General features: G+C 36.3%; 17 protein-coding genes, 2 rRNA genes and 2 pseudogenes. 7 read left to right on the top strand and 14 right to left on the bottom strand.

All coding sequences use genetic code 11. The features are described from left to right. Positions 1-51 precede the first annotated feature (51 nt). A pseudogene (locus ABWU31_RS04720) lies at positions 52-432 on the bottom strand (hypothetical protein); the annotation flags it as partial. Positions 433-492: 60 nt separating this feature from the next. Between ABWU31_RS04720 and ABWU31_RS04715 the strand changes: the two are divergent. Then, positions 493-1,325, top strand: a protein-coding gene (locus tag ABWU31_RS04715) for an IS5-like element ISWpi1 family transposase (RefSeq protein ID WP_353271062.1) whose coding sequence is annotated in 2 segments (ribosomal slippage) — positions 493-862 and positions 862-1,325 — 834 coding nt in all. Because the reading frame shifts where the segments join, the coding sequence is not laid out codon by codon here. A 36-nt stretch (positions 1,326-1,361) separates the two neighbouring features. On the opposite strand, the gene ABWU31_RS04710 is transcribed toward ABWU31_RS04715, so the two are convergent. Beyond that, positions 1,362-2,373, bottom strand: a protein-coding gene (locus ABWU31_RS04710; RefSeq protein ID WP_265029767.1) for an IS630 family transposase whose coding sequence is annotated in 2 segments (ribosomal slippage) — positions 1,362-1,910 and positions 1,912-2,373 — 1,011 coding nt in all. Because the reading frame shifts where the segments join, the coding sequence is not laid out codon by codon here. On the opposite strand from ABWU31_RS04710, the gene ABWU31_RS04705 reads away from it, so the two are divergent. From ABWU31_RS04705 to ABWU31_RS04700, 3 genes are read left to right on the top strand one after another with little or no spacing between them, the layout of a single operon-like run. Then, positions 2,367-2,705: a transposase gene (locus tag ABWU31_RS04705; RefSeq protein WP_353271122.1), complete on the top strand. Its 339-nt coding sequence runs from the start codon at positions 2,367-2,369 to the stop codon at positions 2,703-2,705. The genes ABWU31_RS04710 and ABWU31_RS04705 overlap by 7 nt on opposite strands. A 3-nt stretch (positions 2,706-2,708) precedes the next feature. Beyond that, positions 2,709-2,870, top strand: a complete 162-nt coding sequence (locus ABWU31_RS06765) for a DDE-type integrase/transposase/recombinase (RefSeq protein WP_010082071.1) — start codon at positions 2,709-2,711, stop codon at positions 2,868-2,870. Then, positions 2,863-3,027 (top strand): IS3 family transposase, encoded by a 165-nt coding sequence (locus ABWU31_RS04700; RefSeq protein ID WP_010082072.1) that lies wholly within the window; start codon positions 2,863-2,865, stop codon positions 3,025-3,027. Before ABWU31_RS06765 ends, ABWU31_RS04700 begins: the two co-directional genes overlap by 8 nt. Before the next feature lie 294 nt (positions 3,028-3,321). On the opposite strand, the gene ABWU31_RS04695 is transcribed toward ABWU31_RS04700, so the two are convergent. From ABWU31_RS04695 to ABWU31_RS04670, 6 genes are all read right to left on the bottom strand, one after another. Further along, positions 3,322-4,725 (bottom strand): NAD(P)H-dependent flavin oxidoreductase, encoded by a 1,404-nt coding sequence (locus ABWU31_RS04695; protein ID WP_182365528.1) that lies wholly within the window; start codon positions 4,723-4,725, stop codon positions 3,322-3,324. A 684-nt stretch (positions 4,726-5,409) separates the two neighbouring features. After that, a complete protein-coding gene (gene coaE / locus ABWU31_RS04690; protein ID WP_006280338.1) occupies positions 5,410-5,997 on the bottom strand; it encodes a dephospho-CoA kinase in 588 nt (195 codons plus the stop codon). A 311-nt stretch (positions 5,998-6,308) separates the two neighbouring features. After that, on the bottom strand, positions 6,309-7,487 hold the full coding sequence (locus ABWU31_RS04685; protein WP_006279667.1) for a ribonuclease D: 1,179 nt from the start codon (positions 7,485-7,487) through the stop codon (positions 6,309-6,311). A gap of 840 nt (positions 7,488-8,327) precedes the next feature. Beyond that, positions 8,328-10,823 (bottom strand): DNA mismatch repair protein MutS, encoded by a 2,496-nt coding sequence (gene mutS / locus ABWU31_RS04680; protein ID WP_353271121.1) that lies wholly within the window; start codon positions 10,821-10,823, stop codon positions 8,328-8,330. Between the two features lie 275 nt (positions 10,824-11,098). Further along, positions 11,099-11,914, bottom strand: a complete 816-nt coding sequence (locus ABWU31_RS04675) for an ankyrin repeat domain-containing protein (protein ID WP_077188556.1) — start codon at positions 11,912-11,914, stop codon at positions 11,099-11,101. Between the two features lie 185 nt (positions 11,915-12,099). Next, complete coding sequence (locus ABWU31_RS04670; protein WP_006279522.1) at positions 12,100-12,282, bottom strand: hypothetical protein; 183 nt, start codon at positions 12,280-12,282, stop codon at positions 12,100-12,102. 397 nt (positions 12,283-12,679) lie between these two features. On the opposite strand from ABWU31_RS04670, the gene ABWU31_RS04665 reads away from it, so the two are divergent. Next, on the top strand, positions 12,680-13,393 hold the full coding sequence (locus ABWU31_RS04665) for a TerC family protein (RefSeq protein ID WP_338482741.1): 714 nt from the start codon (positions 12,680-12,682) through the stop codon (positions 13,391-13,393). 192 nt (positions 13,394-13,585) lie between these two features. On the opposite strand, the gene guaA is transcribed toward ABWU31_RS04665, so the two are convergent. From guaA to ABWU31_RS04650, 3 genes are all read right to left on the bottom strand, one after another. Further along, positions 13,586-15,148 (bottom strand): glutamine-hydrolyzing GMP synthase, encoded by a 1,563-nt coding sequence (gene guaA, locus ABWU31_RS04660; protein ID WP_264339311.1) that lies wholly within the window; start codon positions 15,146-15,148, stop codon positions 13,586-13,588. A gap of 987 nt (positions 15,149-16,135) precedes the next feature. Beyond that, positions 16,136-17,920 (bottom strand): ribonucleoside-diphosphate reductase subunit alpha, encoded by a 1,785-nt coding sequence (locus tag ABWU31_RS04655; protein WP_353271120.1) that lies wholly within the window; start codon positions 17,918-17,920, stop codon positions 16,136-16,138. Positions 17,921-17,978: 58 nt separating this feature from the next. Next, complete coding sequence (locus ABWU31_RS04650) at positions 17,979-19,055, bottom strand: methyltransferase domain-containing protein (protein WP_353271119.1); 1,077 nt, start codon at positions 19,053-19,055, stop codon at positions 17,979-17,981. 335 nt (positions 19,056-19,390) lie between these two features. Here ABWU31_RS04650 and ABWU31_RS04645 point away from each other — a divergent pair. Beyond that, positions 19,391-22,156: ribosomal RNA gene (locus tag ABWU31_RS04645) — 23S ribosomal RNA — on the top strand. A gap of 66 nt (positions 22,157-22,222) precedes the next feature. Beyond that, positions 22,223-22,329, top strand: a 5S ribosomal RNA gene (rrf, locus tag ABWU31_RS04640). 85 nt (positions 22,330-22,414) lie between these two features. Here the strand turns inward: rrf and ABWU31_RS04635 are convergent. The 3 genes and pseudogenes from ABWU31_RS04635 to rpmH all read right to left on the bottom strand — a co-directional run bounded on the left by ABWU31_RS04635 (position 22,415) and on the right by rpmH (position 23,242). Continuing rightward, on the bottom strand, positions 22,415-22,678 hold the full coding sequence (locus ABWU31_RS04635; RefSeq protein ID WP_077188558.1) for a hypothetical protein: 264 nt from the start codon (positions 22,676-22,678) through the stop codon (positions 22,415-22,417). 86 nt (positions 22,679-22,764) lie between these two features. Next, a pseudogene (rnpA, locus tag ABWU31_RS04630) lies at positions 22,765-23,040 on the bottom strand (ribonuclease P protein component); the annotation flags it as partial. Between the two features lie 67 nt (positions 23,041-23,107). Then, positions 23,108-23,242 carry a 50S ribosomal protein L34 gene (rpmH, locus tag ABWU31_RS04625; RefSeq protein ID WP_006279898.1) on the bottom strand — a complete coding sequence of 45 codons (135 nt, stop codon included), beginning with the start codon at positions 23,240-23,242 and terminating at the stop codon, positions 23,108-23,110. Positions 23,243-23,282 lie beyond the last annotated feature (40 nt).

The following is a 23,282-nucleotide window of genomic DNA, read 5'->3' as shown; positions in this document are numbered from 1 at the left end:
CACTATAAAGTTAAGGAACGAGATCCCAGATACAAGATACAAGTGTCTGGGCACTGGGATGACAGGAGGGGGGGTTGGAATGACACCAGTATGGTTATTAATTGAATAAATAACCTCCTTATTTTCAGAAATCATTGGCAAACAAATGTGATGCCATATGTTTTTTGGCTTAGATAAGAGGTGCCCAGTTAAGTCTTCCAGGTCGAGCCTATGCATCACAAGCACAATTACTCCTTTTTTTCTATCGTTGAGTCTCGTTACTAAAGTCTGATCGAACCAGTTTGTGGCACGTTTTCTAAATGTTTCACTCAAAGTTTGAGCAGGGTTAAGCGGATCATCCACAATAATAAAGTCACCACCTTCACCGGTTAATGTTCCTCCAACTGATGTTGCGATTCTAAATCCTCTCTGCACTGTTTGGAATTTATATTCAGAGGTTGTCCGGAAACAAGTAAAAGGCTATAATATCTGAAATTTTAGTACGGGGTAAAGATGAGAAAAAAGTATCCAACAGATCTAAGCGAAAGGGAATGGGCAAGAATAGAAAAACACTTCAGAGTATCATACAAGAAAGGAGGAAGGCCGCCAAAGTATAGCAAAAGAGAAATATTAGAAGCAATTTTCTATGTATTGCGTACAGGGTGTCAATGGCGGTATTTACCAAATGATTTTCCGCTATGGAAGACTGTGTATGAGCAGTTCAGGCAATGGAAGAAGCAGGGAATTTTTGAGAAAATGAATTATGAAATTACAAAATATAGTAGAAGAAAAATAGGAAGGAATGAGCAGCCGAGTGCCTGTATAGTAGATAGTCAATCTGTAAAGACTACAGAAAAGGGGGGATCAAAGGCTATGATGGAAGTAAAAAAGTAAAGGGTAGAAAAAGGCATATAATTACAGACACTCAGGGTTTTATACTAGGTTGTTACGTAGGCGCTGCTAACGAAAATGATAGAGATGGTATTAAAATAGCATTAAACAATATGAGAACAAAATATACTAAAGTTAAAAAAATGTGGGCTGACATGGGATACCAAGGAAGAAATTCAAAGAATCACATAAAGGAAGAATATGACATAGATATTGAAATTGTTACAAGGCCTCCATGTAGATTTTGGGTGCACAAAGATACGCCACCTGAGCTACTACCAACAAGAGAACAAGGGTTTAAAGTACAGCCAAGAAGATGGGTTGTAGAAAGGACTTTTGCTTGGGTTAATAGGAATAGAAGGCTATCGAAGGAGTATGATTTACTCACAACATCCACTGAGAATTTCATATACCTAGCTATGAGTAGGGTTATGTTAAAGAGGGAATATGCTTGAATTTACTTGTTTCCGGACAACCTCTTATACCAATTCTTATTGTTGTCCAGTCAAATAGGAAACATTGCAGAGTTGTTTAATTGTGGAGCTGGCAAGAGAAGTAATAAATTTGCACAAAGCACCCTCAAGTAGAGCAATTGTATCGTATATTTTATTGCGCAAAATGTTCTGTTTTATATATAACCAAAGCCTCTCAACAGGATTTAGCTCAGGTGAGTATGGAGGTAGGTATATAATGTCGATATTTTTAGGTACCTTTAAATTTTTTGACCTATGCCAACTAGCACAGTCCATAACGAGAAAAGCCTCTCGTGTTTCTAGATATTGCGAAATTTGCTCAAGAAATATGTTCATGCAATCAGTGTTGACATTTGGTGCAAATAAGCTAGAACTCTCTCCATTTCTAGGATTAACTGCACTATAGAGATAGAAATTTTGCCTACCTAATTTTGTTTTAACCTGTGTTCTAATCCCCTTTTTAAACCACCCATGTCCAACTTTTGAATGTGTGCCAAACCGTGATTCATCAAAGAAAAATAGCTCTTTTTCTGGATACTTGCTAATAGCTCCATTGAGATTTTTTTTTGAATTCCTCTTGTTTGCTTTTATCTTGTCCATTATGAACTGGTCTTGGTGTAATATATGAGAATTTCATCTTTTGCATATGGCGGTGTACTGTAGATTTGCTGATATTTAATCCGAACTTTTCCTGGATTCTTATTCTCATTTCTTTAATGGTGATATTAGGATTTTCTTCTATCCACTCTTCAATTTGCTGTAGTTGAGCCTGATTTAATTTAGTTTTTCTACGACGTTGTGAAGGAGCAAACAGTTTTTCTTCTCTGCCAATTTTCAAGAGTTTTACCCACGAAGTTAGTGCGCTTCTTGAAATGCAATATATTTTTGCTACAGCCGTTATACTGTACTTTTTTGCTGCAATTACAGCATTTAGTTTTTTTGAAACATATGCATTATTCCTTACTTTCTTCAGCATTTCTTTTGCTGATTCTACTACTTTTTCATCCAATAATTTTGATCTTAATGCCATTTAAACCTCGCTATTTTACTTACTTCAGTATGGCTTTTCTTCCATCATTGTCCATCTGTTTGCCCTGTAATGGGAATTGGTATGAATTGAAGGCTTTGGGTAAAAGTTGCAATTTGAAAACGGTGCAAAGTATTATGCAGAAAAATGACATCAGGGCTATACTGAGAAGAAAGTTTAAAATTAAAAAACAACAAACAGATAATAGAGCTGTAGCTCCCAATATACTAGATCAAAACTTTATTGTTGATCAACCAAATAAAGTATGGGATTACTTACATCAAAACCAAGGAGGGATGGCTATATTTGGCAGCAATAATTCTCACGTATGGTAGTTAATGAGTAGTGCAATAAACAAACAATTGGTTATGAACTCTTTATTAATGGCCATTAATAGGCGTAAACCTGTTAAAAATCTACTGCTGCACAGTGACCAAGGTTCACAATATACTGCGCAAGGGTATCAATATCTCTTAGCTGTAAAGAATATAGATGAGTAATAAAGGCTGTTGTTACGACAATTCTGTTGCAGAAAGCTTCTTTAGCTCATTGAAAAGAGAAATACTTATTGATACTTCACAACACTCTGCTCAACAAACTAGAACTGCAATATTTGAATACATAGAAATTTTTTATAACAAACAACGTCACTATTAACTATTGCATTCCAGAACAATTTGATGCATCATTCTTTTTGTAAAAAACATTCCACACTTTCTCTCCACTTTTTCTGGGTAAGGTCAGTTAAATCCAGCTTAGGGTCGAGAAACTTAGATAAAGCCATAGTAAAAATACTGAGAAAAGATTAATAATTATACACTATTCTATACAAATATTCAATCTTTTTTGATATTCGTTCAAGTGTGGCAGAAGAACTTATTCAAATAAAGTAGGTAGTAAAATATAAACATTTTATAAAGTGAAAAATGGACTTTTCAGGCCACTGCTGACTCAATACCCAGTCAATATCCTTTCCACCAGTTCTTTTACTGCCGGTACGTAGCCATTCTCATAAAATGGATCTTGCTTAAATTTGTACACATTGTGCCCGGAAAACATGAGTTCGTTCTCAATATCACCATCGTGTATAACGTTTTGCAGTGTTTTTTGTATGCAAAAACTACGCGGATCTGGCTTTCGTCCTGTTGAATGGTCACCATGATCTTTCCAATTGCTAAACAAACAATGACTTAAGCATCCCATACAATTGATTTGATCTTGTCTTATCTCTGCAAACCTGCCTGGCGTCACAAAAATAACAGTTGTATCTGGAGTTTTCATTGCTTCTGTATACCCTGCTTTAGTCCATGTATTTGCCAGTTCTTTGTCTTTTGCAGTAAGGTAGATCTTTCTACCTCTGCTACCCATTGCAAATTCATTATTAAATTCTTCGCTAGCATTTTCTGAAAACTTTATTTGACGTGAATTCCGTTCCTGCAACTCACGTATGAAGTTATTTTTTACTGCAGATGAGTAAAACCCTGTTGGACTGAATTTATTTAAAAATACATCACCTTCTTCTAAAGTGAGTAGCTTCTTTTTCCACTCTGCAGAAATTGGGCTTTCTTTCGTCAAAAGTGGACGAGTGCCAAACTGAAAAGCTATTGGTCCAATTTGCAGATTGTCAAACCAATGTTCCCAATCTTTCAAATGCCACACTCCTCCTGCCATAACAATTGGTGTTTCTGAAAGACCGATCTCGTTCATGAAAGATCTAAGCTCTGCAACTCTTTCAAATGGAGCCTGTGGTAGCTCTGGGTCTTCACTGTTACTCAGTCCATTGTGCCCTCCAGCAAGCCATGGATCTTCATACACTACTCCACCAAGCAAATAGGAAGATATTCTTTGGTAAGCACGCTTCCATAATGCTTTAAAAGCACGCACCGATGAGATAATAGGGTAATAATAAACCTGATATTTAGCTGCAATTTCTCCAAGCCTATAAGGCATACCAGCACCGCAGGTAATACCATGAATCAAACCTTTCGCTCCTTCTAATATGCCATGAAGCACGCGTTCTGCTGCTCCCATCTCCCAAAGTACATTCATGTGTATTCTTCCATGACCTTTTGATATTTCATTTGCTATTCTTGCCTGACTAATTCCAGCTTCAATACTATACTCAATCAATTCACTATGCTTTTCATTTCTTGTTTTGCCTTTATAAATTAGTGGCACTAACTCGCCATTATCATCAATAAGCTTAGCATTTGCACCAGAAAATGTACCCACAGCATCTGCTGCAGCAAATGCTCCGCTTGATCTTCCATCACTAACTGCAATGCCTTTGCCGCCCTCGATGATTGGCCACACTTCCTTTCCTGAAATTACTATCTTTTTTATCTTATTTTTCAAAACTTCCTCGCAATCTTTCACTCTATTTTACTTAATTACTAAAAAAATGATAGCTGTTTATTTTTTCTTGTATCATTAAAGCTTCTGTAGCTACTCATGCTGTTGTAGTTTGAGAGCAGTTCCCATCGGAAGGGTGTCATTCCAGTGCTTGACACTGGAATGGCTTTGTTGCATCGCTAGCTATGATGGATTAAAGATAAAAAAGATAGGGAATATCAGTAGCTTATTATTCTGGTATTTATAACAAGAACGGTCAGTGAATACCTAAATTTGAGTAAAAGAAATTTCACTACCACTCACTAATCTGGCTAAAATTCAAGAATTTCAATGCTTTAGCTATTTTCAATAGAATTAAATTTATTAATATAAATAACAAATTACTATTCTTAAATTTGATCAGATTGATTGCAAAAAAACAAGATTTTCAATAGGTTGCTTATAATCCTAACTATAGTTAGCCTTTCATAAGTAGCGATGCAACAAAGCCCACTGGAATCCAGTTTTTGATCAAAAATGTTGCTATAGTGCACAATCAATTTTCCTGGATCCCAGTGTCTGGGCACTGGGATGACACCATAGGGGGCTACTTGGATGACAGGGGAGGGAGGCTGCTGGGATCCTGACAACCGTCATCCCGCTGCTTGTTAGCGGGATCTAGAGATACCGCGGCGGTATGACGTAGAGCTACGTGTTTAGGTTTAATGAATCCACTATATCTTTTACTTGAGAAAAAACATACTCTTTGCTTACACTGGTATCGATAATAAAGTCACTCATCTTCCTTTTCTCCTCAATAGATAACTGAACATCGGAGATTAGATTAAGCTTTTCTTTATCTATGTTGCGTTCGTTAAGTCTTTGAGCTTGCACAACGCTATCTGCATGAACAAAAACAATAAGGTCGCAATATAAATAAAATTTTGTTTCTAATAGAAGTGGCACATCTAAAACTAAAAGTTTTCTATCGATCTTTTTTTCCTTGGCAATAAAAAATTCTAATTCACGCAGCACAGCAGAGTGAACCAAAGATTGAAATTGTTTCCAATTTTCATCGTAGGCTAAGAAATATTTAGACAGTACTGTTCTATCTATTTCACCATTTACTACCACTCCAGGAAAATTTTTCTCTGCATAACTTATTATGCTTTTATCCACTTTATAAAGTTGGTGTACAACAGAATCAGCATCAAATACAACAGCACCAAACTCTTGAAAGCAATTAGCTACAAAGCTCTTTCCTACCCCAATTCCGCCTGTTAGACTTATAATCATATAACAAAATACATTCGACTTCTTTTGAAACTATAGCTAAGGTTTCTCTATATATATTAACTAGATTTTCTAGATCCCAGTGTCAAGCACATAACTATACGAACATTGCAATTTGTAGGTGGTGTCATCCCAGTCTGGGATCTAGCTTTTTGGTAATTTTATCGAAAATGTTTGCTCGTTTACAATCAATTTTCCTGGATCGAAGTAGTCAAGGCACTGGGATGACACCCTACTTAACCGTCATACCGCCGCGGTATCTCTTAGCCGCTAACACGTAGCGGGATGACGATTGTCGATAAATCTAAGTTACTTTAGCAACAGTTATTCTCCACTAAATTACTCTGAATTTTGGTTATATTATTTGCGGATTTCACTGCTGAAATCTCAAATTTTGAGCTTGTGTTCAAAAATGATTCAACTGACCTGCCAAAAAAATCATATCTCCATCCCTTGAATAATTTATCTGTCTGTCCAGATATTGACCCGGTTAACTCATCTTTTGAAGAAACTAATTTCCTTGATATGTTACTTTCTTTACATTTACTATCTAAAATAATTGAGAGTATATCAAGTACAGATTTATCATAATTACTCGATAAGGTGTTGTTTTGCTGCATCCAATTTCTCTCATTTTCATTAAAAATATTCACAAACTCTAGTAAATCCGCATCTTTTATATTTTTTGTATTCCTCTTGAGATCATCTAAAATCTCATCAACATGCTCTACATTTTTTTCAATAAAATCAGCTATTACAGCATTATTGATTATTTTATTACGGTTCATATTATAGCGCTGTGCTAAGGTTTCTTGCCACTCACTAACTGCTTTAACAGTTAGTATCAATCTTGGATTTACTTCATAATTAAATTTAATCCTCTTCCATGCATCTTTTGGGCTATGTAAATACTTATTTATATCAACTATTGATTCCATCTCTTCTTGAAACCAACCCATCCTATTATTTTCTTCAAGTTTATTGCACAATATTTGGTATAGGTCATATAGGTGTACCACGTCGTTTACTGCATAATCTAACTGATCTTCGGACAACGGACGCCTTAACCAATCTGAATTTTTAGCTTTAATTTTATCCAGTGCTATTCCTTGATATTGCTCCACTACTTTTGAGTAACCAATAAAGTCATGATAATAATGACAAAACATAGCAGCAACTTGGGTATCAAAAATGGGAGTGGGAATACATTTAAACACAGTGAGTAAGGATTCTATATCCTGCCGGCAGCTATGAAACACTTTGGTTATCCCCTGATTTAGCATTATTTTCTTAATGAATGATAAATCAATTTCTGGCACTAATGCGTCTACAATAAAACTCTTCTCTCCGTAAGAAATTTGAATTAACGATAATTTTGGGTAGTAGATTAAATTATTTCTAATGAACTCCGTGTCAACTGCTATAAATTTTGGCTTTTTTGCTATCAACCCCTCACATATGTCCTCCAGCTCCGACGTTGTATTAATTAACATATGTTTTTTATTCAGTGGTTCTACTTTACCACTTATATTAAATTTTTGCAATTAATGACTTCTTGCAGAACTTTCTATCACTCATTGGCATCACACAAATAGCCTTTTCCATCCCAATCCCAGTGCTTCCTTCTCCTGTCATCCAAGTAGCTGACACTGGGATCTAGAAGACTTAATTTCAACCAAGTGGCTGCATAATAAAGGCCGGATTCCAGTGCCAAGCACTGGAATGACAGCACTCTACGTCATACCGCCGCGAACTGTCATAACGCCGCGGTATCTCTAGATCCCGCTGCGGGATGACGATTGTCGTTTAGCTATAAACATTAAGAAATTTACCAAACGGAAAAAAAGGCAAAAGAAGCCCTGGGGTTATTATCCGCTTTAAAATATTGGCGTTTTTTATGTTTTAAACGCTTGACAAGCAAGATTAAGCTGCTTTTAATTGCAACTAACTTACGCTGCAAATGTTTAAGAAATTTACTAAGCAGAAAAAAAGACAAAGAATCCCCGAGTTAGCTAGTCTTTTACTATCTCTGTCGAGTATTGGCATTTTTTGATGTCTTGTAACGCTTTATAAGCGCGTTCAGCTTATTTAGATAAAAATCTAGATGTAGATGAAGTTTTGTAAAGACATACAGTATCTATATACTGCAAAAAATTGAACATAAGACGCCGATACATTAAGTAATCCTTACCTTTTAATCTGCAGATTGGCGAAAGCAAATACAATAGCTCCACTATCATGATAAGGGCGCTGGCGAAGGGTGTCAAGTAAGTTTTTCGTTTCTATAGCTACCACCACGATTGTATAGGTAATTCTTCACTTATAATAATGATTCAAGCCTTCAGCTCCTCAAACACTTCACTTGCTCTATTTAAAACAGAATCAGGAAAACCAGCAAGTTTTGCTACATGTATTCCATATGACTCATCTGCAATGCCTTCAATGACTTCATGTAGAAAAATAACCTCTCCGTTCCACTCTCTTATTTTTACACAAAAACATTTCACGTTCTTCAAGTATTTGCTTACTTTAGTTAATTCATGATAATGAGTTGCAAAAATGGCGCGGCACTTATTTACATTGTGAATATGTTCAATCACCGCCTGTGCAATAGATAATCCATCATACACCCCTGTGCCCCTACCAATTTCATCAAGTATCACCAAGGAACGGTCCGTTGCCTGATTTACTATCGTTGCTGTTTCGATCATCTCTACCATGAAGGTAGAATAACCAGCTGTTATATTATCCGTTGCGCCAACCCTGCTGAATATCTTGTCAATCACTCCAATATGTGCACTCTCTGCTGGCACAAATGACCCCATGTGAGCTAAAATTGCAATGAGAGCGTTTTGCCTCAAGAAAGTGCTTTTTCCAGCCATATTAGGACCAGTAATTAGATGTATACCAGCTAAATTGATGCTATTTGCAATGAATTTATCGTTAACTTCAACCACTGGATGTCTTCCGCTACAGATATTGAACTCTTTGCTGTCATCAATAATGGGTTTTACGTAATTATTTTGCACTGCAAGCTCTGCAAATGCGGTTCTAATATCAAGTTTTGCCAAAGCATTTGCAGCAAGAGCAATTTTTTCAGACTCTTTAGCAACTTCACTACACAGTTCACTAAAAATTTTCATTTCTAAGCCGATTGCAGCATCACGTGCCGTAAGAATTTTATTTTCTAGTTCTTTCAATTCATTAGTAGTGTAGCGCATGCTATTTGCTAAGCTTTGCCTATGAATAAATATATCCGAAGTTATTTTGTGATTTGCCGACACTTCAACGTAATAACCAAGTATGTTGTTGTGTAATATTTTGAGTGCGGCAATGCCAGTTAGGTCGCGATAAGATTCACGGAGTTTGGTTATTAGTTTATTACTATTATTTAATATGTAGGATAACTCAGATAATTCTGAGTTGTATTTTGAGTGAATAAATCCTCCTTCTTTCACGGAACTGAGGTTATTATCGAGTATAGCACTATTTAACAGTTCAAATAGGTCTTTATGATTGCCAAGGCTTTTATGTATTGTGCTTAGTTCACTCTCGTCTGATTTTACTGTTATTCCAGCGCGTGACGCTGGCTGGATCTCAGTTTGGATGACATATTGTTGTGGGAGAGATCCATTTTCACCTGATTCAATTTTACATAAGAACTCAGACAACTCTAAAGTTTTTCCTAGGCCTATTTTTAATAGGTTCATATCCTTTGGTGAACCACGCCCTAGTATTAAGCGCGATAAAGACCTTTCAATATCCGGAATGTTAGATAATATCTCTCGTATTTTTTTGCGTGAATCATGATTATTTACAAAAAATTGAGCGGTACTGAGCCTTAGGTTAATCGCCTTAGAACAAGCAAGGGGTGAAGCGAGCATTTGTTTGAGCAGGCGTCCACCAGAAGCTGTAACTGTATGATCAATAACTGAAATTAGTGAACCTTTCTTTTCACCAAATTGAGTTGAAAACAACTCAAGATTTCTCCTTGCTGAAGCATCAATAAGCATGAAATTTTGTTGCTTATAGGTTTTTGGGAATTCAAGCCTTGGAATGGAGCCCCTTTGCGTTACTCTGACATATTCAAGCAGTGCACCACACGCCATGATTTCTACTTTGCTGAAATTTCCTATACTCCCAAGTTCCCTGATTTTATAAAACTCGCATAACGTTCTGTGAGATTTACTATACTCAAAAAAGCTCTGTGCGTGTTGCGTAATTGATATTTTATAATTTTTTAAAACCGATCTAATTTTTTCATCCTCAGTGAATTTTTCAGAAATTAATAATTCTCTTGGTGATATACGCAATAAATCACTATCTAGAGCTTTCAAACTCGTTAAAGTGTGAAAAAATTTTCCCGTCGATAATTCAAGCCAACTAATAGCATATTCGTCATTTTGTTCAACTATGGACGCGAGATAATTATTGCTTTTATCCTCCAGTAGTGAATCTTCTATAATTGTACCTGGAGTTACAACTCGCACTACATCACGTTTTACTATGGATTTATAGCCCCTCTTTTTTGCTTCATCAGCAGTTTCTAATTGGTCACAGATTACTACTTTGAATCCTAAATCTATTAGCTTGTGTAGGTAAGATTCACTACTGTGTGCTGGCACTCCACACATTGGTATTTCTTGCCCACACGAATTACCTCTCTTAGTGAGCACTATATTCAGCAATTTCGCAGCTTTAATAGCATCATCGAAAAACAACTCATAAAAATCTCCTAGCCTATAAAATAGCAGATGATCCTTGTATTGAGCTTTCAGGTTCAAATACTGCTCCATCACAGGGGTGTTTTTTTCTTTTACGAAGCTCATAATATTTTTTAATATATTGTATTGATAAACGTTATTATAGATTATATTGTACATGTGGATAATATAAAATTTAAATAGGTGTATAGAGGGAAAAATTTAAAACAATTAAATTTCTTGGATCCAAGTAGTCAGGACACTTGGATGACATAAAGAGTAGGAGTATTTGATGACAAAAAAACAAAAAACGCAGTTGTCATTCCAGCACGTGACGCTGGAATCCAGAATATCCTAATTACAAGGTTTATTATTTAGTTTGAAAAATACTATAGCTTTTTCTATATAAGTTGTTGCCCTTCTTTATCATTTTTACCATTTGCAGCACCAACAGATATTTCAGAGCTAACAGAGCTAACAGTGCTAATAGTTTTTTCTATCGCTTTAGCCTGTTCATAGTCTTGACTCAAAAAATACATGGCCAGTCCAACAGCTATACTAGCAACAAGAACAGATGCTATCATTACACCTAGTATCATACCACCAGAAAGACTTACTGCAACATACACACCAGCTCCAAGTACAACACCAAGAAAACCACCAATTATTACGCCAGGCACTAAACTGCCTATCATAGCGCTTTCTTTTTTCGTATGAGCTTGTTTTTTCATACTTTTAATAAGCACTTCTTTTGTTTTTCCTTGAGCTAAATCTGAAGGAATTTTATTATCCGCGTTTTGTATCAAAGGATTTGCACTATATGTAACAAGAAGGGTGGTTATTTCTTCAGTTTTATTACCTATAACTGCATGATGTAGTAATGTATTTCCCTCTTCATCTTTAAAGTTTATATGAGTACGAAATTCTTCATCTAGATTTCTTATTGGGTTGTTTTTTGCATATATCCCAGATTGTATTGCTCTATCTAAGCATTGTATCACTTGTTCTAGTGATTGCTCGCCAGGATTTTGTATAAAATGAAGCAGAATTTCGTGTACTATCGCTTCCTTTGTAGTTTTTGGGCATCGTAAAGCGTAATTAAATGTCTGTGTAGTAATAACTTCTTCTTTTCTTTTTTTAAGAACAACCCTTAAATCTTCAATCGCCTTTTCACCATCTTTTATTCCAAGAATTATTGAATCCAAATTATTTATCATGCTATCCTCCTTGGTTTGATTGCATTACTCATTAGTAAATAATATAATAAATCCTGCTAAAAGTCAAGCAATTAATTAATAAGTTAATATAATCCTCCAAAAGGAGCTCCTTACTTTTTGTTCAGCATGTCCATTGGATCAGACTCTTTAAGCTTGCTGTTTGCTGAATTTATTCATCACAATAGCTACAATGTGCTATCGAAGTTCTCTGTAATCTTAGTTGGTTCTTCTAGAATATTCAAAATATCAGTTGCACAATAAACCCGATCTCTCTTTCCTTGAGAAGTTTGTGAAACGATGCCTAAATCTTCAAGCTTTACGATTGCTCTTTGGGCTGTTGTAAATACGACACCTAAGTTTTCAACCACTTTCCTTATAGTAAAGTAAGGGTTTAAAGACTATTAACTAAATCATTGTCCCATTCAAATTTTGGTGGCAAGGGGCTTGGTATAAATGCCTGATAACCAGCGAATACTTTGCCTGATGGTGATCCTTTAATATACATTCATTCAACCGAGCACACTATTTTTATAGTATATATTATTTTCAAATAAAGTCAAAAATGAAAATAAGGCTTTATCTTATTTGCGTGCATGAAAATAAGAAACTCTCTTATTATTGATTTTGCTCAAAAACGAAAATAGAAGAAGCTGCTGAACTTTATATATCCTGTTTTTCTGGAGAACTGCTATAAAACTTCTGAGTGAAGTCACTTAATTTTTACACATCTATTGTAGAGTAAGAAGAACCGAATTTGAAACAAAAATGCTAACTGATGCTTGGACTTTACTGACACTTACACTACTTGAAACTATACTTAGTGTAGACAATTTAATCTTTATTTCTCTAGCAATAGATAAGGTACCAAATGCGCTGAGAGAAAGAGTGCGCCTTATGGGCCTTGGATTAGCACTATTAATGCGTTTTGTAATACTATTTTTTACATCATCTATATTATCAATGCAAAAACCTATATTTCACACTGCATCAGCAAGGGATTTACTTATGATCGCAGGGGGATTATTCCTTATTGTTAAGAGCTCTATGGAGTTACGGGATGACATCTTTGTATGTAAGAAAAATAAAAAGAAAGCAAACGTTAAATCAAAATTTTTTTTAGTTGTGCTACAAATTATATTAATAGATTTAGTTTTTTCGGTTGATTCGATATTAACTGCTATAGCACTAACTTATAACATGGTAATAATTGCTACAGCATTTACATTTTCCATGCTAGCAATGCTGTTTTTATCAAGTTATACCGCCCAGTTAATCAAATCTAACCCAGGGTTAAAAATAATCGCCATTTTATTTATTTTATTTGTCGGTGTGTACCTCATACTTCATGGATTTCATATAGAATTACCAAAAGGATATTTGTATTCTTCATTTATGTTTGCACTGCTTGTGGAAATTATAAGCAAAATAAAGAAAATTAACCGTCATACCGCGATTCATTCGCGGTATCTCAGCCGCTAACAAGCAGCGGGATGACGAGGTTATCGTCATGTTGCCGCGAACTGTCATACCGCGATTCATTCGCGGTATCTCTAGATCCCGCTAACGCGTAGCGGGATGACGAGGTTATCGTCATGTTGCCGCGAACCGTCATACCGCGATTCATTCGCGGTATCTCTAGATCCAGCTAACAAGCAGCGGGATCTTTTTGATTTACTCCCACTCAATAGTTGCGGGTGGTTTAGAAGTGATATCATAAACAACTCTATTTACTCCGGGAACATTATTAACAATTATACTGCCGACATTGCGTAAAAAATCCCAAAATACTAGCAAGTGTTGATCCTTATCTTCAAATGGAAATGCATCGGCTGTCATACCATCAGATGATGTTACAGCCCTTAAAGCACAAACATATCCATACGTACGACCATCTCCCATAACGCCTACAGTTTTTATTGGTAATAATACAGCAAAAGCTTGCCATATCTTATCATATAGATCGTAATTTTTCATCGTATTAATATATATTTCATCTACTTCTTGCAATATTCGCACCTTTTCTTCATCGACTTCACTTATAATCCTCACTGCAAGTCCAGGTCCAGGAAATGGATGTTGAAATATTATCTCATCTGAAAGCCCAATTTCTTTTCCAAGTAGCCTTACCTCATCTTTAAAGAGGTAGCGTAAAGGCTCCACTAGCTTCAGGTTCATCTTTTCTGGCAACCCACCAACATTATGGTGAGACTTAATTGTACTAGTGTTGTTTGAGGCATGCCCTGACTCAACTACATCAGAGTAGATGGTACCTTGCATCAAAAAATCCACATCACCTATTTTTTTTGCTTCTTCTTCAAACACTTCAATAAAAGTGTTACCGATAATTTTTCGCTTTTCTTCTGGATCAGTTATTCCCTTCAACCTACTCAAAAATAAATTTGATTTATCAACGTAATTTATCGGAATCTCTTTCAACATAGCGATGGTTTGGTTCTTGCGTAACAACCCAGTATCGATAAAAATACAGTTCAATTGTTTTCCTATAGCTTTATGTGTGAGAGCCGCTGCAACGCTTGAATCAACCCCACCACTTACTGCAGCGATTACTTTTTTCTCTCCTACTACATTTTTGATTTTTTCCTTTTGCTCCTCAATAAACGACTTCATTGTCCAGTCTCTTTTGCAATTTGCAATATCCAAGAAGTTAGAGAGCAATTTACTGCCATTTGTTGTGGGCTTAACCTCAGGATGGAACTGAGTACAGTAAATCTTCCGCTGTTCGTTGACAATCATTGCAATTGTTTGATTTATCACACCTGATGCGATAACAGTAAATCCCTGTGGTATAGTATCAACACTGTCCGCATGGTTCATTAATACATCCACTTCAGAATTAACATCCCAGGTATCCTTTACAATGGGGGATTCTTTTAGTATCTTGATTTTAGTTCTACCAAACTCCTGTTTGAAACTCTCTTTTACTTTTGCTCCAAAATAATGACAAATGAGTTGCTGTCCATAGCATATTCCAAGTATAGGAACGCTTGTTGCCTCATTAAGTTTTATAATTTCATGTACTACTCTACTTGTTTCAGAACAATCATCATTTACAGATTGTGGTCCTCCAGAGAGAATAAACCCATTGAATTTTGATATTGTTTCAAAACTGATGTTGCTTGGAAATATCTCACAATAAACACCCATTCCTCTTACTTGTCTTGCGATAAGCTGTGTAAACTGTGAACCAAAATCAATAATGGCAATTGCTGACAATTTGCTCCTCCATATTATTTAAAATGATATCTGATAATAAAGAAAATAATGGAGTAAGTAAACCAAGACCTGTTTAAAAGCTTTAACGCGTGGTACAAGTTAGCTATATAGCTAATTTTCCTACACCATACCGCTGCGGCGCTAACTAGTAGCGGAATGACAGCAATCTACGTCATACCGCCGCAGTATCTCAGCCGCTAACAAGTAGCGGGATTATCTTCATGCTGCCACGAACCGTCATACCACCGCGAACCGTCATACCGCGATTCATTCGCGGTATCTCAGCCGCTAACAAGAGATCCCGCTAACAAGCAGCGGGATGACGAGGTATAAACTTTATCGTCATGCCACCGAGAACCGTCATACCGCGATTCATTCGCGGTATCTTGGCAATAGATCCCGCTAACAAGTAGCGGGATGACGATTGTCGTTTAGCCATAAATGTTTAAGAAATTTACCAAATGAAAAAAAAGGCAAAAGAAGCCCCGTAGTTGGCTAATTACTTACATTATACTTTCAAGTATGGCGTTTTTTTATTCTAAACGCTTAATAACCGCGACTCAGCTGCTTTTAAATGCAACTAACCTTAGCTATAAATGTTTAAGAAATTTACTAAACAGAAAAAAAGGCAAAAGAAACCCTAGGGTAGCTAGTTATTCACTATCCATTTTTTAAGTTGGCGTTTTTTTATGTTTTAAACGCTTTATAAGCGCGTTTCAGCTTATGTAGGTAGAAGTTTGATAAAGACATAAGGTGCACATAGTGCAAAAAATTAAACATGAGACGCCAGATACGTGAGTTTTTTTGTCATTTAATCTGTACAGAGAAGATAAATAAATAGCTTCAATTTTATGATAAGAGGGCTGGCGGAGTTTGTCAAGAAAGTTTTTTCGTTTCTATTCCCAATAAAAGTGCGTTATATGGTTATGCAAGAAGTCTATTTACCCATTTGCTTAACTTTCTCTCTACTTTTTCTGAGTAAGGCCGCTATTGGCATGACAGACATTCATCGTAGTCAATATCTGTTTTTTGTTGCAATATTTCACTTTTTTTGAATATGTCATGCGAGACCTTATCGGCTCTCTGCATTGATTGTGATCTGCAGTAATATAAGCTCTTCAATCCTTTTTTCCAAGCAAGCATGTGTATTTTGTGCAAGTAACGTTTATGTACGTTGGCAGGTAAGAACAGATTTACTGATTGAGATTGACAAATATACGAAGTTCTATTACTTGCATGTTCTATAATCCATCTTTGGTCAAGCTCGTACGCTGTTTTAAATGTCAATTTTTCATGCTCACTAAGAAAATCTAAATGCTGAACGGAACCCTCGTTTGTTGAAATTGAAGACCGTATTTTATCATTGTCTTGATTTTTTTCTGCTAATAGTTTTTGCAAGAATTTATTTCGCACTACAAATGAGCCTGTAAGTGTCTTTTGTATGAATACGTTTGCTGCGTATGGTTCTATTCCAGGGGAGGTATTACCTGCAATAATGGAGATCGAGGCAGTAGGAGCAATAGCGAGTTTGTGTGTAAACCTTTCCATTAGATCAACTTCTTTGGCATCAGGACATGCTCCCTTTTCTTCTGCTAATTTTTTAGAAACTATATCTGCTTGCTCGCGTAAATACTTAAATATTTTTTTATTCCATTGTTGTGCTGTTACTGATTCAAAAGGAACCATTTTGCTTTGTAAAAATGAATGAAAGCCCATCACACCAAGACCAATACTGCGTTCTCTGGCTGCAGAATATTTTGCTCGCTGCATTTCATTCGGTGCTTTATTTATGAAATCTTCCAATACATTATCAAGAAAGCGCATTATATCTTCTATGAAGAGTTTATTGTCTTTCCATTCTTCGTAGTACTCAAGGTTTACGGATGATAGACAACACACAGCAGTGCGTGACTTATTCAGGTGATCATAACCTGTGGTTAAAGTTATTTCACTGCATAGATTTGACATCTTGATGTCTAAGTTGAGCTTTTTGTAAGATTCTGGCTTATTGTTATTTGTTGCATCAAGGAAAATAATGTAAGGTTCTCCAGTTTCAACTCTTGCTGTTAATATTTTGATCCATATATCCCGCGCTTTTACAGTTGAAATAACCTTATTGTTGTGAGGGCTTATTAAATTCCATTCTTGATCATTCTCAACAGCCTGCATAAATTTATCTGTTACTATTACAGCATGATGTATATTTAACGCTTTGCGATTTGGGTCACCGCCTGTTGGCTTGCGTAAATCTAGAAACTCTTCTATCTCCGGATGAGATACAGGAAGGTAGACTGCTGAACTTCCTCGCCTTAGGGATCCCTGACTAATTGCAAGCGTTAGAGCATTTTGCACTACAATAAATGGAACAATTCCTGATGTTTTGCCGCTACCCTTTACGCTTTCGCCTATTGAGCGTAAATTTCCCCAATAACTACCTATGCCTCCTCCACGTGCAGCAAGCCAAACATTTTCGTTCCATAGATCAACTATTCCCTGCAAGCTGTCTTCGGTTTCATTAAGAAAGCAAGAGATAGGTAACCCTCTCTTAGTGCCACCATTGCTGAGTATTGGTGTTGAAGGCATGAACCACAAGTTGCTCATGTAGTCATAAAGACGCTGCGCATGTTCTTTATTATCAGAATAGTAATTAGCAATACGTGCAAAGAGGTCTTGATAACTTTCATTTTCTATTAAATACCTGTCTGATAGAACTGCTTTTCCAAAGTCGGTTAATTTGCTGTCCTTTGCGTAATTAATGGTAATGTTATTCATAAAGTTCCTTTTATTCTTTTATTATATATAGATACTTAAAAGTCATTTTGAGCGATTTTTAAGTTAGGTTTTTCGGACTTTCTTGTTGATGCTGTAATGCAAACAAGATACCGTCAACCTGACTGCCATATATTTTACAGTAACTCATATAACTTATTTGCATATTTATTTCTTTTGCAACATGTTGAACATAACTTTCTGAGTGACGAAAATAGTCTCCTTTATTTACAAAGTCAATACCTTCACCTTCCTTTCTTCTTATTAAACATACAATAACCCCTTTTTTGCTCGTAGATCTTTTTGCTAATTCCAATTCTTCTTGAAAGTCATGTAGATAATGTAGCACTTCAGCAAAGATAATTACATCATACTGCTGGTTTTTCTCTTGTTTAAGAAACTCTTTCATTTCCATATGTATTAATTCATTGTAAACAGGCTTACCTTTTATAAAGCATCCTCTTGCGATATTTAGCATTCTACTTGAAATGTCAATTCCTGTTATATGGTTTCCAATACTATTTATTTTCAAGAAATGACCACATATTCCAGTTCCACAACCAAGGTCGAGTATATTGAGCTCAGAAGTGGAGTTGTTGAAGATTTTTGTAATTATCATGTGTACAAGTTCATGCCCTCTATATTGTTTGGCAATCAACCAATGCTCAACAAAATATTCACCTGTGTAATCACAATATTGTCTTATGAGGTTTTTTGGCAATTCTGTAATAGGCGCTGAGTTTGTCATTTTTTTTATATAGTAAGACGCCTCCTCGTGGTCATTATCTAATTTTAGTGCCCTTGTTAAATAATTATAAGCTTTGTTAGTATTCCCTACCGCAAAATGACACCTTCCGATGTTATACCAGACTATAGGTAAATGGGGGTAAAATATGCTAATTAACCAAAATCGTAACTTTGCATCTGATATGCTACCTTTATAAAAGTGATATAAACCGATTTCAATGTTGGTGTTTAACAGGTTCTTAGATTTTTTAAGAAGCACTGTCATTTCTTTATGAAGAGTATTATATTTATTCACAATGAAGTGTTTTACTTTCTTAATATTTAATACGCCAATGAGCTTAGACATACAATTTAAAGCAACGTTTTTTATAAAAGAGAGATTACTTTTCATACGTTAGAAATACTCCGAATGTTTATTATCATTTTTAGGCAATTGATTTTAACACATTTTATCTTACAAAATATCTTTTTTATCAATTTTTACTGTATATATAAGTTTACCACATATTTCTCAGATTATACTGTTTAGGATTGCTAGTATATTGTTGTTGATAATATAAGTAAATGTTTTGTGCAAAAAGGCGTTGACATATTATTTATTAGGTTATAATATATAAAAGATCAATTTAGTTTTTAGATGTTTGACAAGTTTTATGGTAGAGATTAATTTAATCTCAATTCAATTTTAATAATATTTAACTCTGCATATTCTGCATATAGTCGGATAAATAAATTATTAAGAGCACTTGATGGATGCCTTGGCGTTAAGAGGCGATGAAGGACGTGGCAGGCTGCGATAAGCTGTGGGGAATTGTCAACAAATTTTGATCCGCAGATTTCCGAATGGGGAAACCCAACTAGTTTAGCTAGTTATTACGTACTAAGTATGTAAAGCAAACTTGGTGAACTGAAATATCTAAGTAGCCAAAGGAAAAGAAATCAACCGAGATTCTGTTAGTAGTGACGAGCGAAAGCGGAAAAGGCTAGTGATTTAAGAATAAGAATTAGAATACTCTGGAAATAGTAACCATAGAAGGTGATAGTCCTGTATAAGTAGAAAGTTTTTAAATCCTTGAGTAGAGCGGGGCACGTGAAATCCTGTTTGAATATGGGGGGACCATCCTCCAAGCCTAAATACTCCTTAACGACCGATAGTGAACAAGTACCGTGAGGGAAAGGTGAAAAGAACCCCGGGAGGGGAGTGAAATAGAATCTGAAATCAAGTGCTTACAAACAGTTGGAGCTCTATATCAATTTATTGATATTTAGAGTGACAGCGTACCTTTTGCATAATGGGTCAGCGAGTTAATCTATGAAGCAAGCTTAAGCCGTTAGGTGTAGGCGTAGCGAAAGCAAGTCTGAATAGGGCGTTTTAGTTTTATGGATTAGACCCGAAACCAAGTGATCTAGTCATGACCAGATTGAAGGTGTGGTAAAACACACTGGAGGATCGAACCAGTTAATGTTGCAACATTATTGGATGAGTTGTGATTAGGGGTGAAAGGCCAATCAAACTTGGAAATAGCTGGTTCTCCGCGAAATCTATTTAGGTAGAGCGTTGTATGTATGTTGTTGGGGGTAGAGCACTGGATAGACTAGGGGGATTCACCGTCTTACCAAATCTAACTAAACTCCGAATACCAACAATTAATTATACAGCAGGCACACTACGGGTGCTAAGTCCGTGGTGAAGAGGGAAACAACCCAGATCACTATCTAAGGTCCCAAAATTACAGCTAAGTGGGGAAGGAAGTAGAAAAACCATTACAGCCAGGAGGTTGGCTTGGAAGCAGCCATCCTTTAAAGAAAGCGTAACAGCTCACTTGTCTAAATAAGTTTTTCTGCGCCGAAAATGTACCGGGGCTAAAGCTGTATACCGAAGATGTGAGTGCTTATTGATTTCGATCAATAGGCGCGGTAGCGGAGCGTTCCGTAAGTCTGTGAAGGTGGTTTGTGAAAACTGCTGGAGATATCGGAAGTGAGAATGCTGACATAAGTAGCGTAAAAGAGTGTGAAAAACACTCTCACCAAAAATCTAAGGGTTCCTACGTTAAGTTAATCTGCGTAGGGTTAGTCGGTTCCTAAGGCGAGTCCGTAAAGGAGTAGTCGATGGCAATTAGGTTAATATTCCTAAACCTCTTAAGTGTGACGGGTTTCGTATTTGTATAGATCTTATTGGATTGATCTATGCTTAAAAGAAGCTCCAGGAAATAGCACTTATATTTATGAGGCCGTACCGCAAACCGACACTGGTGGATGAGTAGAGTATACTAAGGTGTTGAAAGAATGATGTTGAAGGAACTCGGCAAATTATACCTGTAACTTCGGAAGAAGGGTAACCTGCTTTTAGGCAACTATGAGTAGGTGGCACAAAATAGGGAGTAGCGACTGTTTACTAAAAACACAGGACTCTGCAAACACGTAAGTGGAAGTATAGGGTCTGACGCCTGCCCGGTGCTGGAAGGTTAATAGGAAGGGTGCAAGCTCCGAATTGAAGCCCCAGTAAACGGCGGCCGTAACACTGACGGTCCTAAGGTAGCGAAATTCCTTGTCGGGTAAGTTCCGACCCGCACGAATGGCGTAACGATTTCTCCACTGTCTCCAACATCACTTCAGCGAAATTGAATTCCCCGTGCAGATGCGGGGTACCCGCGGTTAGACGAAGAGACCCCGTGCACCTTTACTATAGCTTTACATTGCTATTAAAAGTGTGATGTGCAGGATAGGTGGGAGACTTTGAAGTTATGGCGCTAGCTATAATGGAGTCAACCTTGAGATACCACCCTTTACACTTTTGATATCTAACTATGTTTCATTATCTGGAGCTAGGACATTGTATGGTGGGTAGTTTGACTGGGGCGGTCGCCTCCTAAAAAGTAACGGAGGCGTGCGAAGGTAAGCTAGAGCTGGTCGGAAATCAGCTTGATAGTATAATGGCATAAGCTTGCCTGACTGCGAGGCTGACAAGCCAAGCAGAGACGAAAGTCGGTCATAGTGATCCGGTGATTCTGTATGGAAGGGTCATCGCTCAACGGATAAAAGGTACGCCGGGGATAACAGGCTGATGGTGTTCGAGCGTTCATAGCGACGACACCGTTTGGCACCTCGATGTCGACTCATCACATCCTGGGGCTGAAGAAGGTCCCAAGGGTTCGGCTGTTCGCCGATTAAAGTGATACGTGAGTTGGGTTTAGAACGTCGTGAGACAGTTCGGTTTCTATCTGCCGTGGGTGAAGGAAATTTGAGAAGGTCTGACTCTAGTACGAGAGGACCGAGATGGATATACCTCTGGTGTACCAGCTGTTATGCCAATAGCATCGCTGGGTGGCTATGTATAGATGGGATAATTGCTGAAAGCATATAAGCAAGAAACCCTCTTCAAAAAGATTTCCCAATTAAGGCCGTGGAAGACTACCACGTTGATAGGCTAGGTGTGGAAGCATGGTAACATGTGAAGCTAACTAGTACTAATAGCCTGATTGATTTATTTGCTTTCTATATGTGTGTATGCAGTGTTAAATATTAAGTTAAAATTGTTAAGTTAGAAATTTTTATTGACTTGGTGGCTATGGCAAAAATGAACCACCCGATCTCATCTCGAACTCGGAAGTGAAACTTTTTAGCGCTGATGGTACTTGAAAAGGGAGAGTAGGTCGCCGCCAAGTTTATAAAAATTTCTTTGTTAATTAGACAGTAGGTATACTTATATTTTAACTTTCTTGTTTTGTTACTATTCTTTAAGTTTTTACTTTAACTACGATATCTTTTTTTTCTTATATGTTCTTGGTCATTTTCTACATTATTTAGCATTGTTCCTACTTCCCCTAATTGATTCCCTTTTGAAGGAGAATTACTGATTTCTGGTAATATTACATTACCTCCCACTTTTTTAAATAATTCTTCTTGTTGGCGAAATGCTGACCTCCAATCTGTTCCTGTTCCTTTAGGAAGAAATAAGAATTGATACATCTGACCAAAGCCTGTGTTATTTACCTCTTTTATATGCTCTACCATTCACCACACCCATTAACTATTTTTAAAAATTTTACCTATATTATCATAAAAAATATAGTTGTAAATACCTTAATTGAGATTTTTTTTTATTTTATCTTTTTTAAGCAAATAGTTAGATCTTTTTGTAAATTTTTATAACTTGCTTGCATAATGTTTCTATGAGTTAGTATTATGTAGTAGTGCCCTATATTACTTATATTTAAAATGCTAATTTTAGCAAGCATTCGTAGTTGCCTTTTTATTTTATTTCTTTTTGCTGCTTTTCCGGTTTTTTTACTGATAGCCAGACCTACTCTAATAGTATGAATGTACTTTTCAGGTTCTCTTTCTTTTATAGCGTACAGTGATATATAAAGCCCACGATAAAAAAGACTGTTGAGTGCTAACTTATTTTTGAAAGCAGAAGAAAAATCTTTTTTTTTATACTTACTATGCGCATAATTTGTTACACCCTAATGAACGGCGCCTATTAAGGATTTTTCTTCCAGCTCTTGTTGCCATACGTGAACGAAATCCGTGTCTGCGCTTTCTTATCAAATTTTTTGGTTGAAATGTTCTCTTCATTGTTTTTATATTAATATAATTATTTATTTTAAATTGTTTT

Origin of the sequence: Wolbachia endosymbiont (group A) of Alloplasta piceator, from assembly GCF_964028505.1 — a bacterium.
GTDB lineage: Bacteria > Pseudomonadota > Alphaproteobacteria > Rickettsiales > Anaplasmataceae > Wolbachia > Wolbachia pipientis.
This window is presented reverse-complemented; position numbering and strand designations above follow the sequence as displayed.